The organism is Rhizobium sp. 42MFCr.1, assembly GCF_000377185.1.
Classification (GTDB): Bacteria; Pseudomonadota; Alphaproteobacteria; order Rhizobiales; family Rhizobiaceae; genus Rhizobium; species Rhizobium altiplani.
The window spans coordinates 62,753-74,705 of record NZ_KB897837.1 but is presented as its reverse complement, the minus strand read 5'-3'; the positions used below and the strand labels follow the sequence as shown (position 1 = coordinate 74,705).

Annotated in this window: 12 protein-coding genes and 1 pseudogene; 9 read left to right on the top strand and 4 right to left on the bottom strand. The window is 59.9% G+C overall.

Annotated features, from left to right (window positions below; all coding sequences use genetic code 11):
- Positions 1-5: 5 nt before the first annotated feature.
- Entirely contained in the window at positions 6-407 is a 402-nt protein-coding gene (locus C934_RS0119190) for a hypothetical protein (RefSeq protein WP_018116935.1), read from the top strand.
- Between the two features lie 86 nt (positions 408-493).
- Here C934_RS0119190 and C934_RS0119185 read toward each other — a convergent pair whose 3' ends face one another.
- Both C934_RS0119185 and C934_RS0119180 read right to left on the bottom strand, forming a co-directional pair.
- Positions 494-1,048: an RNA polymerase sigma factor gene (locus C934_RS0119185; protein ID WP_007533712.1), complete on the bottom strand. Its 555-nt coding sequence runs from the start codon at positions 1,046-1,048 to the stop codon at positions 494-496.
- 9 nt (positions 1,049-1,057) lie between these two features.
- Entirely contained in the window at positions 1,058-1,219 is a 162-nt protein-coding gene (locus C934_RS0119180) for a NepR family anti-sigma factor (protein WP_245267976.1), read from the bottom strand.
- 302 nt (positions 1,220-1,521) lie between these two features.
- Here C934_RS0119180 and C934_RS0119175 point away from each other — a divergent pair, with 302 nt between their 5' ends.
- The 5 genes and pseudogenes from C934_RS0119175 (at position 1,522) to C934_RS32165 (ending at position 6,998) form a co-directional block, all read left to right on the top strand.
- A complete protein-coding gene (locus C934_RS0119175) occupies positions 1,522-2,316 on the top strand; it encodes a response regulator (protein WP_018858252.1) in 795 nt (264 codons plus the stop codon).
- A 184-nt stretch (positions 2,317-2,500) separates the two neighbouring features.
- Entirely contained in the window at positions 2,501-3,517 is a 1,017-nt protein-coding gene (locus C934_RS0119170) for a sensor histidine kinase (RefSeq protein ID WP_018858251.1), read from the top strand.
- Positions 3,518-3,883: 366 nt separating this feature from the next.
- Positions 3,884-5,245, top strand: a complete 1,362-nt coding sequence (locus C934_RS0119165) for an NAD(P)-dependent oxidoreductase (RefSeq protein WP_018858250.1) — start codon at positions 3,884-3,886, stop codon at positions 5,243-5,245.
- 15 nt (positions 5,246-5,260) lie between these two features.
- Positions 5,261-6,574 carry an NAD-dependent dihydropyrimidine dehydrogenase subunit PreA gene (preA, locus tag C934_RS0119160; RefSeq protein ID WP_018116930.1) on the top strand — a complete coding sequence of 438 codons (1,314 nt, stop codon included), beginning with the start codon at positions 5,261-5,263 and terminating at the stop codon, positions 6,572-6,574.
- A 132-nt stretch (positions 6,575-6,706) separates the two neighbouring features.
- Positions 6,707-6,998, top strand: a pseudogene (locus C934_RS32165) (GIY-YIG nuclease family protein).
- Positions 6,999-7,086: 88 nt separating this feature from the next.
- Here C934_RS32165 and ftrA read toward each other — a convergent pair.
- Entirely contained in the window at positions 7,087-8,076 is a 990-nt protein-coding gene (ftrA, locus tag C934_RS0119150; RefSeq protein WP_026371928.1) for a transcriptional regulator FtrA, read from the bottom strand.
- Between the two features lie 68 nt (positions 8,077-8,144).
- On the opposite strand from ftrA, the gene C934_RS0119145 reads away from it, so the two are divergent.
- Both C934_RS0119145 and C934_RS0119140 read left to right on the top strand, forming a co-directional pair.
- On the top strand, positions 8,145-8,558 hold the full coding sequence (locus C934_RS0119145; RefSeq protein ID WP_018858248.1) for a rhodanese-like domain-containing protein: 414 nt from the start codon (positions 8,145-8,147) through the stop codon (positions 8,556-8,558).
- Positions 8,559-8,646: 88 nt separating this feature from the next.
- The gene (locus tag C934_RS0119140) at positions 8,647-9,714 is read left to right on the top strand and encodes a glycosyltransferase family 4 protein (RefSeq protein ID WP_018858247.1); all 1,068 of its coding nucleotides are present in this window, start codon (positions 8,647-8,649) and stop codon (positions 9,712-9,714) included.
- Positions 9,715-9,724: 10 nt separating this feature from the next.
- Here the strand turns inward: C934_RS0119140 and C934_RS0119135 are convergent, their stop codons facing one another.
- Positions 9,725-10,381 (bottom strand): TetR family transcriptional regulator C-terminal domain-containing protein, encoded by a 657-nt coding sequence (locus tag C934_RS0119135; protein ID WP_018116926.1) that lies wholly within the window; start codon positions 10,379-10,381, stop codon positions 9,725-9,727.
- Between the two features lie 302 nt (positions 10,382-10,683).
- On the opposite strand from C934_RS0119135, the gene C934_RS0119130 reads away from it, so the two are divergent.
- Complete coding sequence (locus C934_RS0119130) at positions 10,684-11,937, top strand: Zn-dependent hydrolase (RefSeq protein ID WP_018858246.1); 1,254 nt, start codon at positions 10,684-10,686, stop codon at positions 11,935-11,937.
- Positions 11,938-11,953 lie beyond the last annotated feature (16 nt).

The window sequence follows — 11,953 nt, the reverse complement described above, 5'->3', positions numbered from 1 at the left end:
GCTAAATGCTCTTCCCGCTCCTCAGCCTGTTGGTAGGCACGAGTGTTCACCGAACCGTTGCGCGGACGAAGCGCAACGGTATTTTCGTTGCCATTGCCGTCGTGCTCTTGTTGACCGCTTATACGCTCGCGGTCGTCGCCGGTGCCATCTGGCTCTCAGGCATCTACGGTCCGATCGGCGCAGCGCTGTTCCTGGCAGCCGCAGCCCTGCTGGTGGCGATCGTCGTTCTCGTCATCATGATGGTGATCAACGCCCAGGAGGCGCGCCGTGCCAAAGAACGCAAGCAGGCATTGGAATCGCTTGCAGCGGTCGGCATTGGTCTTGTCCGAGCTCAGCCCTTGTTGACGGCTGGCGTTCTTGCAGCAATCGTGGCGGCCAACCTCGTCGGTTCCAAGCGCGACGACTGACCTCTCAATTTTCGCGTAGCTCAAGGAAAAGGCCGGCGCCCTGTTGGGCAGCCGGCCTCTCCTATGGATCGAACGAGACTATTATATCAGAAGGCGAAGGCCTTGGACGTCAGCGGCGAGGATGTCGCATCCGGACCAAAATCGGCTTCACCGGATATCTGAAGCAGTTCCTGGAGACGCTGGCGAGCGCGATTGACGCGGCTCTTGATCGTTCCGACTGCACATCCGCAGATTTCCGCCGCTTCCTCGTAGGAAAAACCGGAAGCGCCGACCAGGATGATCGCTTCACGCTGGTCCGGCGGCAGCTGATCGAGCGCCTTCTTGAAGTCCTGAAGATCGAGCGCCCCGTATTGGGCCGGGTGCATAGCCATGGACTCGGTGAACAGGCCATCGCTGTCCTGAATCTCGCGCCCGCTCTTGCGCATCTGGCTGTAGAGTTCGTTGCGCAGAATCGTGAAGAGCCAGGCTTTCATGTTCGTGCCCATCTCGAAATGATCCTGCTTTGCCCAGGCTTTCATGATGGTGTCCTGGACAAGATCATCCGCCCGGTCGTGCCGGCCAATCAGCGAGATGGCGAAGGCGCGGAGGCTAGGGAGCGACGCGAGGAGCTCGCGCTTGAAGCTTGGTTGCTGCTTTTCCATGGAGCCACCTTACTTCACAGCTTTTGCCGACGCGACGAGCTCAGCCTGGTCAAGCTTCTCGAGCAGATCGAGAAAGCGGTCGGGAATCGCCTCTTCCTGCACGGCAGCATAAAGCGATCGTAACTTCACGCCGATCTGGCTGTTGGGGTCAAGGATATCGCTTGCGCGCATTTCCAGCCGCTGCCGATCCTTTTCATTCTTCCGTGTCGTCATCAATCGTCACTTTGCTTTTGTTATCCACGTGCTCTGCCACGTCGCCTTGATTAAGTTCGCCTCAATAAAACAGCCGCTTGTCCCGGCCGATTGGCGAACATCCCGTCGCGTGCCATGAAACAAATGCGATAAGCCCTCTGTTGGTAGCCACGATAATGCCGTTGAGAAAAAAAAGTTCCTACATGCGAGGAACATTTTTACAATCCGTCGCGTTTTAATCGCCATTGGGGCCGTTCACCGGCCTATAGTGGGAGCTTTACATGACACTTTCGACTCGAATTGCGCCGCATCTTCCTTACCTGCGTCGCTATTCCCGCGCGCTTACTGGAACGCAGACTTCAGGCGACGCCTATGTAGCCGCCGTACTCGAGGCGATCATTACCGACATATCCATTTTCCCGGATACCGCGGATGACCGCGTCGCATTGTACAAACTTTTCACTACGCTTTTTGGTTCCGTCACCGTCCAGATTCCGGAACCTGCCTCGCCCTACATATGGGAACAGCGCGCAACGCTGAACCTTGCCAAGGTTTCGCCGCGTGCCCGCCAGGCTTTCATACTCGCCTCCGTCGAGAACTTTCGGGTGGGAGAAATTTCCGAGATCCTGGGCGTGGAAGAGGACGAAGTCGTCAGCCTGCTCGACAACGCATCACGCGAGATCTCTCGCCAGGTCGCCACTGATGTCATGATCATCGAAGACGAACCGCTGATCGCGATGGACATCGAACAGATGGTGGAGAGCCTCGGCCATCGCGTCACCGGCATTGCCCGTACCCACGCCGAAGCGGTTGCACTTTATAACAGGACCCGGCCAGGCATGGTTCTTGCGGATATCCAGCTTGCGGATGGAAGCTCCGGCATCGATGCCGTCAACGACATTCTCAAGACCGCAAGCGTGCCGGTAATCTTCATCACCGCCTTCCCCGAAAGGCTGCTGACCGGCGAACGGCCCGAGCCGACATTCCTGGTCACGAAGCCGTTCAATCCGGACATGGTCAAGGCACTGATCAGTCAGGCACTTTTCTTCAACGAATCCACCAAGGCCGCTGCCTAAGGGAAATGGCGGTCGCCTAGGAACAAAGGGAGCGGAAATGCGTTTCGGTCAATCTGGAGCGCTATTCCGACCTTAAGGTTTTTTTTCGTGCTTTCTTCTAGGATGAGCTTCCCGAATGGGCACCTTCCTCCCCGTGAGGAAAGATCAAAAATGGGAAAGGCGACTAGTGAACAGGAACGGACCAGTGCCCGGAGTGCCCTTCGCGCTGGAAGGCAGAGCGGTGTTGCTGGAGAGCGCACTGGCGAGCGCCGGAATCTCCGTGATCTACCAGGACCCTAGGCTATCGATCATCTATGCCGACAACCTTCCTCCGCATTTTCAGCCGCTTGCAATACCGGGCGGTACTGACGTCGATCTCTTCGGCGAAGCGCATGGACGCGAGTTGGAGAAGCTGAAGCAGCAGGTATTCGAAACCGGAAAGCCGACGACAACCGAGATCGACATTTCGATCGACGGAGAAATGCGCACCTACGAATTGAAGATCCAGCGCGTCGGTACCGATCACGCCATGGGCATCCTTTCCGTGGTCGCCGAGGTGACGGAGGCCCGGCATCGCGAAAAGGTGCTGAAGTCCCTTCTTCGCGAGCTCTCGCATCGCTCGAAGAACCTTCTGGCCATTATTCAAGGAATCGCCACACAAACAGCCCGCAACACCATATCGCTGAATAGCTTCCTGGTGAAATTCCGCGGGCGACTGCAATCCCTGTCGAATTCACAAGACCTGATTACCGATTCCAGCTGGCGCGGTGCGTTCCTTTTCGAACTCGCTGAAAAGCAATTCGCGCCCTACTGGCCCGAGACGGCGGGACCGCTGCCGATCTCCGGGATAAACGTCCACTTGACACCCAATGCCGCCGTGCACGTCGGGCTCGCGCTGCATGAATTGATCGTCAACTCGGCCTCCTACGGAGCGATTGCCGGCAGCACGCCTGCGGTCACTCTGAGCTGTCATGAAGTGGCCGCTGACGGGCGAAAGGCAATCGAGGTTTCATGGGCGGAGACGCTATGCGATCCGACAGAGGTTCACGAATTCAGTGAAAACAGCTTTGGCAAGACTGTGCTTGAGCGCGTCGTTCCCTCGTCGGTCAACGGCAAGGCCGAACTGACGCTGGTGCCGGGACGGATCGAATATCATCTGGTTATCCCCGACGCCGAGTTCGAGATCCTCCGGCACCCCTCTCAAAAGGCAGCTACACGCTAAACGAGGAACAGCCAGTGCGAGGGCGGCGCACCGGCTGTTCTTTCACTCACCGGGAGGGGACCGTGAGTACATCCGAACGATGGGTTGGGGGCGCGCATGTTGGGTCGATGCGGTCATCGTTCGGATATCGCAGTAACGGGCAAGTATCCGAATGGTTCCGGGAACCAGTGAGAAAAAGTCGATTTTTTTACTTTTTTATTTTCAGGCCGAAGTCACCGGTGCACGGCCATCCGCCGCGCAGAAATTAATTCCATTAAAACAATGTGATAACGGCGATATCAGGCAAAAATTTTACCGTTTGATAAATTTTTGAAGCTGAGTTACGCTTCCTCTTACTGGCCGTTTACCAATAATGAGGGAACTTCAATGGAACGACTGGGAACTGGGATTCGTGCTGGCCGGCTTTCGCCCGCCGAATACGATTCGAACTTCTCCGATCTTCATCCGCGCCTCGACAAACACGAGGCGCTGGTCGCAGCCGACCGCTGTTATTTCTGCTACGACGCGCCGTGCATGACGGCCTGTCCCACCTCCATCGACATCCCGCTCTTCATCCGGCAGATCGCCACCGGAAATCCGATCGGATCGGCGAAGACGATCTTTGACCAGAATATTCTGGGCGGCATGTGCGCCCGCGTCTGTCCCACCGAAGATCTGTGCGAGCAAGCCTGCGTGCGCAACACGGCAGAGGAACGCCCTGTCGAAATCGGTCGCCTGCAGCGATATGCGACCGATACGGCCATGGAGGCGGACAAGCAGTTCTACAGCCGCGCCGCCTCGACCGGAAGGAAGATCGCCGTCGTGGGCGCCGGCCCGGCTGGCCTCGCCGCGGCCCATCGCCTCGCGGTCAAGGGCCATGATGTCGTCATCTATGACGCAAAGCCGAAGTCTGGCGGCCTCAACGAATACGGCATCGCCACCTACAAGGCCGTTGACGACTTCGCGCAAAAGGAAGTGGACTACGTCCTGGCCATCGGCGGCATTGAAGTTCGCCACAACCAGCAGCTCGGCCGTAATTTCTCCCTCGCCGATCTGCAGTCGCAATATGATGCGGTCTTCCTCGGCATCGGCCTTTCAGGCGTCAACGCGCTGCGGGTCGAAGGCGAAAACCTGCCGGGCGTCGATGATGCCGTGGACTTCATCGCCGGCCTTCGGCAGGCTGCTGACAAGGGCGACATTGCGGTCGGTCGCCGCGTCGTCGTTCTCGGCGGCGGTATGACGGCGATCGACGCGGCCGTGCAAGCCAAGCTGCTCGGCGCCGAGGAAGTGACGATCTGCTATCGCCGCGGCAAGGAGCATATGAACGCCTCGGAATTCGAGCAGGATCTCGCGACCTCCAGGGGCGTCATCATTCGTCACTGGCTGGCGCCGAAATCCATTCTCGCGCAGGACGGCAAAGTCGCCGCGATCGAGGTGGAATACACCAAGCTGGTCGACGGTCGCTTGTCGACGACGGGCGAGACTGGCGTCATCGCCGCTGATCAGATCTTCAAGGCGATCGGTCAGACTCTCGACACCTCCAGCCTCGGCGCGCTGCGCTTGGAATCCGGCCGCATCGCCGTCGATACTGATGGCAAGACCTCGCTCGACGGCGTCTGGGCCGGCGGCGACTGCGTCTTCGGCGGTGACGACCTAACCGTCGCGGCGGTCGCGCAGGGCCGCGATGCCGCTGAATCCATCAACCGCATGCTTGCTGCCGGTGCGCAGCCGGCCGTTGCCGTCGCGTGAAGGGGAGAATGAACAATGGCTGATCTCCGCAATAATTTCGTCGGCATCAAGTCGCCCAACCCGTTCTGGCTGGCCTCGGCACCGCCGACCGACAAGGCCTACAACGTCGAACGTGCCTTCAAGGCCGGATGGGGCGGCGTCGTCTGGAAGACGCTTGGTGAGGAAGGCCCCCCGGTCGTGAACGTCAACGGCCCGCGCTACGGCGCGATCTGGGGCGCCGACCGCCGCCTGCTCGGCTTGAACAACATCGAGCTCATCACAGACCGCGACCTCTACACCAACCTGCGCGAAATGAAGCAGGTGAAGATGAACTGGCCCGACCGGGCCTTGATCGCTTCGATCATGGTTCCCTGCGAGGAGAATGCCTGGAAGGCAATCCTGCCGCTGGTCGAGGAGACCGGTGCCGACGGCATCGAACTCAACTTCGGCTGTCCGCACGGCATGTCGGAACGCGGTATGGGCTCCGCGGTCGGACAGGTGCCTGAGTATATCGAAATGGTCGTGCGCTGGTGCAAGCAGTACACGCGCATGCCCGTCATCACGAAGCTGACACCAAATATCACCGATATCCGCAAGCCAGCCCGTGCTGCCAAGGCCGGCGGCACCGATGCCGTGTCGCTGATCAACACGATCAATTCGATCACCTCGGTCAATCTCGACACCTTCTCGCCGGAACCGTCGATCGACGGGCGCGGCAGCCACGGCGGCTATTGCGGCCCGGCGGTGAAGCCGATCGCCCTCAACATGGTCGCCGAGATCGCCCGCGATCCGGAGACCTACGGCCTGCCGATATCAGGTATCGGCGGCATCACCACCTGGCGCGATGCGGCTGAGTTCCTGGCGCTCGGCGCCGGCAACGTGCAAGTCTGCACGGCGGCGATGACCTACGGCTTCAAGATCGTCCAGGAGATGATCACGGGGCTTTCCGACTGGATGGACGCCAAGGGTCACCGCAACCTCGACGACATCACCGGCCGCGCAGTGCCGAATGTTTCCGACTGGCAGTATCTCAACCTGAACTACATCGCCAAGGCGAAGATCGATCAGGATGCCTGCATCAAGTGCGGTCGCTGTCACATCGCCTGTGAGGACACCTCGCACCAGGCGATCACCCAGTTCGTCAACGGCGTCAGGCATTTCGAGGTGATGGAAGAGGAATGCGTCGGCTGCAATCTTTGCGTCAACGTCTGCCCTGTCGAGAACTGCATCACCATGGAGCAGCTCCCCGTCGGCGACCTCGACAAGCGCACCGGAAAGATCGTCGATCCGAATTATGCAAACTGGACGACGCACCCGAACAACCCGATGGCTCGCCAGGCAGCGGAGTAAGATCAAGGGTGCCGCAAAACTCCGTGCGGCACCCCTCCCTCATTCCTGTGCTCGTCACAGGAATCCAGCCACGGCGCGCCGGCGCCGTGAATGACTCTTGCTCAATGCGGGCATTTTCGCCATTCTTCAACCATGAAGGGTTGCGTCGATATTCTCGCATCCCCGCGAAACGGCACGCTTTATACCGGCGTGACCCGCGATCTCTCAGCCCAGCTTTTCGGGCATCAGAGCGAGCTACCAGGAGGTTTCACGTCTCGATACGGCGTGAAGATGCTGGTGTGGTTCGAGGAGCAAGATCTGCTGACGACGGCGATCACGCGGGAGAAGACCATTAAAAATGGCCGCGGGGCAGTGGAAACTCAACCTGATCGAAGCGACGAACCCCGAACGGGAGGATATTTCATCTTTTCTGCACAGCCTATGAGTCTTCTGCCGTGCCGACGCAAGGCTGCTGGATTCCTGTGACAAGCACAGGAATGAGGGTGGCGGGTGAGGCACCCGACCTACCTCTTTTACCCCGCAAAAGTCTTCCGGTATGCCCTGGGGCTCGTGCCCAACCGTTTGCGAAAATGGTGCCGCATCGTCGCCAGCGTTCCAAAGCCGCTGGCGACCGCGATATCGTCGAGAGACCCGCTGATCTCCTTTTCCAGCAATTCGCGTGCATGGCGAAGCCTCTCCTTGAGCAGCCATTCGCCGACGCTGAGCCCGGTCGTGCTTTCGAACCGGCGCTGAAAGGTCCGGTGGCTCATCCCAGCTTTCGCGGCAAGCAGGCTGATCGGCTGCTCCTCGTCCAGCCGCTGCCGCATCCAGTCCATGAGCGGGCTTAGCCGGATGCCTTCACGCTCCAGCGGCACCGGCGCCTGGATGAACTGCGCCTGCCCGCCCTCGCGATGCGGCGGCAAAACCAGGCGACGCGCAACACTGTTGGCGGCCTCGGCGCCGAAGTCACCACGGACCACATGCAGGCAGAGATCAATACCGGCAGCACTCCCGGCTGCCGTCAGGATGGGGCCCTCATCCATGTAAAGCACATCAGCATCGAAGTTGATGTCGGGATAGCGTTTCGAGATCGAGGCGACATATCGCCAATGCGTGGTGGCGCGGCGATGGCGAAGAAGCCCTGTTGCGGCAAGCACCGCGACACCCGAGCAGAGAGACATGATCCGCGCACCGCGCTGGTGGGCCGCGCACAGCGCATCGATCAGGGCACCCGGAACCTCCGCATCGATCGAGCGCCAGCCGGGCACGACGATCAGATCCGCCTTCTCCAGCAGGTCCAGTCCATGATCGACGGAGACGGTCAAGCCGCCAGCAGCGCGAAGCGGCCCAGGCTCGACCCCGCAGACCGAATAGCGATACCAGCCCTCGCCCATTTCCGGACGCGGCAGGCCGAAAACCTCGTAAGCGATGCCGAATTCGAAGGTGCAGAGCCCGTCATAGGCGAGCACAACAACATGGGGTCCTCTCAACGCATTTGGCATGATCTTTACGCTAACCGTCATTATGGCCAATTTCGCAAAGCCATAACATCGGCGATGGTTGGCGGCAACTCGAACCGAAAGGAAACGTCATGCCGAGCTTCGTCGCCGAAGTCCCTGCCGCCTCTCCCGAAGCCACTGCCGCCTACTATGCCCGCAAGCTCGCCTTCGAGACCGATTGCTGGGACGTCCACGCATCGCTCACCGCCGGCCACGGCGACTTCGTGCTGTTGGATGTCCGCTCTCCGACCCATTACGCCGCCGCCCACATTCCGGGCGCGATCAACCTCCCGCACGGCAAAATGACGGCCCATCACATGTCGAAATGGCCGGCAGATACGCTCTTCGTCGTTTATTGCTCCGGCCCGCATTGCAACGGGACCGACAAGGCAGCCCTGCGCCTTGCCCGGCTAGGGCTACAAGTGAAGGTCATGATCGGCGGAATGACCGGCTGGGCAGACGAAGGGTTTTCCTTCGAGAGCAGCCCGGCGACAGCCGCGGCCTGACGAAACGTTCGCTGCATGGCCTGCACGGGAGATTGAATTTTCTAACGCCGGTGCGATAGTCGGGAGGCGCAAAGAGGTAGCCTCCCGCATGACACGTCATATCGTTGCGATCGGTCAGTTGCCTCCGCCGCTCAACGGCTTCTCGTTCGCGACCAAGAGCATGATCGCGCTTCTTTCGGAAGCAATGAGCGTCACCGTGTGCAACATCGCTCCAGCGGCCGGCAGTCCCTCGCTGCTGAGGCATCCGATCAAATTCAGCCGTGTCCTCCGTGCCTGCCTCCCGCTGTTTCGCGACCGCAAACATCACGACAGGATCTGCTATCTCGCCTGCGAAGGAGGGCTGGGTTTAGTCTACACCTTGCTGCTTGTTCTAGTCGCGAGACTGGTCGCCTACTCCATCTACCTGCACCATCACAGTTTCAGCTACATCGACAGGCCAAGTTTACTAATGCAGGCCATCCTGACGCTCGGCGGCCGACAACTGCAACACATCTTCCTATGCGACATCATGCTCGAGCGATTCACCGAGACTTACGGCCGACGCGTCCGTAGCAGCCTGATCTCCAATGCGGCCTACGTGACCCCGCAAGACGAAGGGGACGAGCCGAAGGACCGCGCGCATCTCGTGATCGGCATGCTTAGCAATCTCACCACCGAGAAAGGTCTCGAAACGTTTCTTCATCTCGCAAGGCAAGCGCGAAGCGAGAACGTGCCGATTAGGGCGATCCTTGCGGGGCCGGCTGGCGCTAGCGAGCGCGTGGCCATCGATGCCGCCGTCGCGGAACTTGGCGATACCCTGGATTATCGGGGCGCCCTCTATGACGACGCGAAGGCTGCCTTCTATAGCGGACTTGACGTCTTCGTTTTTCCCACAGCCTATGACAACGAGGCCCAGCCGCTGGTGATCTTCGAAGCAAAGGCCGCCGGAAACGCGGTCATCTCCAGCGACCGCGGCTGCATCAGGAAACAGCTCGACGAAAACGATCTGCTGATCCACTCGGGCGGCGAGTTTGTACCGACCGCATTGGCGTGGTTGGCGGCGATGTCGCCAGAGCCCGCCCTGGAAGCAAGACGGAAGGCGATCCGGCAAGCCTATAGAACCCGCCATGCCAAGGCACGCGCCGCTATCGGCAGGCTCTTGGATTTCGACGAATGATTGCGCGACGTCAGGAGGCGCCTGGCACCGGCTTAACCTTCAGTCCGTCGATGAACAGCTGTTCGAGAAAGCGCGCGGCATCCTCGAAGCGGCCGGCACCTGCATGCTCCTGCCCGAGCACCGCCCGCACCTGAACATCGAAGTCGGCATAGTGCTGCGTTGTCGACCAGATCGAGAAGATCAGGTGGTATGGATCACACCTGGCGATCTTCCCGGCTTTCGCCCAGGCTCGGATGACCTCGGCCTTCTCGTCGACGAGTTCCTTCAGCGGACCCTTCAGTTCGTCTTCGACATGCGGTGCACCCTGCAGCATCTCGTTGGCGAAAAGCCGGCTCTCGCGCGGGAAATCGCGGGCCATTTCGAGTTTGCGTCTGATGTAGCTGCGGATCTCGCTTTCCGGATTGCCATCGGCGTCAAAGGCTCTCAACGGCTCCAGCCAGGTAAAGAGCACGCGGTCGATCAGCGCCCGGTGGATCGCTTCCTTGGTGCGAAAGTAATAAAGCAAGTTCGGCTTCGACATGCCGGCAACTTCGGCAATCTGATCAATAGTGGAGCCACGAAAGCCGTTGACCGAAAACACATCGAGCGCGGCTTCAAGAATTTGCTCTTCCTTCTCTTCTTGAATGCGCGTGCGGCGCTGGGTCTTGGCTGCTCTCGGGATTGCCATGTCGATCTTGTTTTCCCTTCAAATTCAACCGTTTCACTCAAGATTGAACCGGCGCGGCACCGTGCTACAAAAATGAGCAGATGCCGGTAATTTTGTCTGTATTTTTCCTGATTTTCGTCTTGAGCCCAGCGCCGGAAGTTGTAATGTTTACCAATCGGTCAAATTATCGATCAGATGCTAAACAAAGGCAACTGGCGATTTTCCGGCGCTAACAAAACAAACAAGGGCGCTCGGATACTGACCACGGGAACAGGCGGCCATGTGCATTGCATGACCGCAGAAAACAGGTGAGGACTTTAGACATGGTGGCAGCACCAGGCGAGAACATGCGCGTCAACGGGGACCGTCTTTGGGACAGCCTCATGGAGATGGCAAAGATCGGCCCGGGAATTGCTGGCGGTAACAATCGCCAGACCTTAACGGATTCCGATGCCGAAGGGCGCAGCCTCTTCCGGACATGGTGCGAAGACGCAGGCATGACGCTGGGCGTCGACAAGATGGGCACGATGTTCGCGACCCGGCCGGGCACCGATCCGGACGCGCTGCCTGTTTATGTCGGCTCGCACCTCGACACGCAGCCGACCGGCGGTAAGTATGACGGCGTACTCGGCGTGCTTGGCGCACTCGAGGCCGTCCGCACCATGAACGACCTCGGCATCAAGACCAAGCACCCTGTTGTCGTCACCAACTGGACCAACGAGGAAGGCGCCCGCTTTGCGCCCGCCATGCTCGCCTCCGGCGTTTTCGCCGGCGCCCATACGCTGGAATATGCCTATGACCGCAAGGATCCCGAAGGCAAGACGTTCGGCGAGGAACTGAAGCGCATCGGCTGGGTTGGCGACGAAGAGGTCGGCGCGCGCAAGATGCACGCCTATTTCGAGTATCACATCGAGCAGGGTCCGATCCTTGAGGTCGAGAACAAGCAGATCGGCGTGGTCACGCACTGTCAGGGCCTGTGGTGGCTGGAGTTCACGCTGACCGGCAGGGAGGCCCATACCGGTTCGACCCCGATGAACATGCGCGTCAACGCCGGCCTTGCGATGTCGCGCATCATGGAAATGGTGCAGACCGTGGCGATGGAAAACCAGCCGGGCGCCGTCGGCGGCGTCGGCCAGGTGTTTTTCACGCCGAACTCCCGCAACGTCCTGCCGGGCAAGGTCGTCTTCACCGTCGACATCCGCTCGCCGGATCAGGCGAAACTCGACGGCATGCGTAGCAGGATCGAGGCGGATGCACCCAAGATTTGCGAGGCGCTGGGCGTCGGCTGCGCGATCGAGGCGATCGGCCACTTCGCGCCCGTCACCTTCGATCCCACGCTTGTTTCCCGCGTGCGCGGTGCTGCCGAACGGCTCGGCTATAGCCACATGAACCTCATCTCGGGTGCGGGCCACGACGCCTGCTGGGCCGCGAAGGTGGCCCCTACAACGATGGTCATGTGCCCCTGCGTCGGGGGCCTCTCGCACAACGAGGCGGAGGACATCTCCAAGGAATGGGCGACGGCCGGCGCTGACGTCCTCTTCCACGCCGTCGTCGAGACCGCTGAAATCGTTGCATAATCAAGGGCGGGGTCAT

What these genes read in the sequence shown, in the direction of transcription:
- C934_RS0119190 (WP_018116935.1), top strand. Translation starts at nt 6, where the DNA reads ATGCTCTTCCCGCTCCTCAGCCTGTTGGTAGGCACGAGTGTTCACCGA.
- C934_RS0119185 (WP_007533712.1), bottom strand. Translation starts at nt 1,048, where the DNA reads ATGGAAAAGCAGCAACCAAGCTTCAAGCGCGAGCTCCTCGCGTCGCTC.
- C934_RS0119180 (WP_245267976.1), bottom strand. Translation starts at nt 1,219, where the DNA reads ATGCGCGCAAGCGATATCCTTGACCCCAACAGCCAGATCGGCGTGAAG.
- C934_RS0119175 (WP_018858252.1), top strand. Translation starts at nt 1,522, where the DNA reads ATGACACTTTCGACTCGAATTGCGCCGCATCTTCCTTACCTGCGTCGC.
- C934_RS0119165 (WP_018858250.1), top strand. Translation starts at nt 3,884, where the DNA reads ATGGAACGACTGGGAACTGGGATTCGTGCTGGCCGGCTTTCGCCCGCC.
- preA (WP_018116930.1), top strand. Translation starts at nt 5,261, where the DNA reads ATGGCTGATCTCCGCAATAATTTCGTCGGCATCAAGTCGCCCAACCCG.
- ftrA (WP_026371928.1), bottom strand. Translation starts at nt 8,076, where the DNA reads ATGACGGTTAGCGTAAAGATCATGCCAAATGCGTTGAGAGGACCCCAT.
- C934_RS0119145 (WP_018858248.1), top strand. Translation starts at nt 8,145, where the DNA reads ATGCCGAGCTTCGTCGCCGAAGTCCCTGCCGCCTCTCCCGAAGCCACT.
- C934_RS0119140 (WP_018858247.1), top strand. Translation starts at nt 8,647, where the DNA reads ATGACACGTCATATCGTTGCGATCGGTCAGTTGCCTCCGCCGCTCAAC.
- C934_RS0119135 (WP_018116926.1), bottom strand. Translation starts at nt 10,381, where the DNA reads ATGGCAATCCCGAGAGCAGCCAAGACCCAGCGCCGCACGCGCATTCAA.
- C934_RS0119130 (WP_018858246.1), top strand. Translation starts at nt 10,684, where the DNA reads ATGGTGGCAGCACCAGGCGAGAACATGCGCGTCAACGGGGACCGTCTT.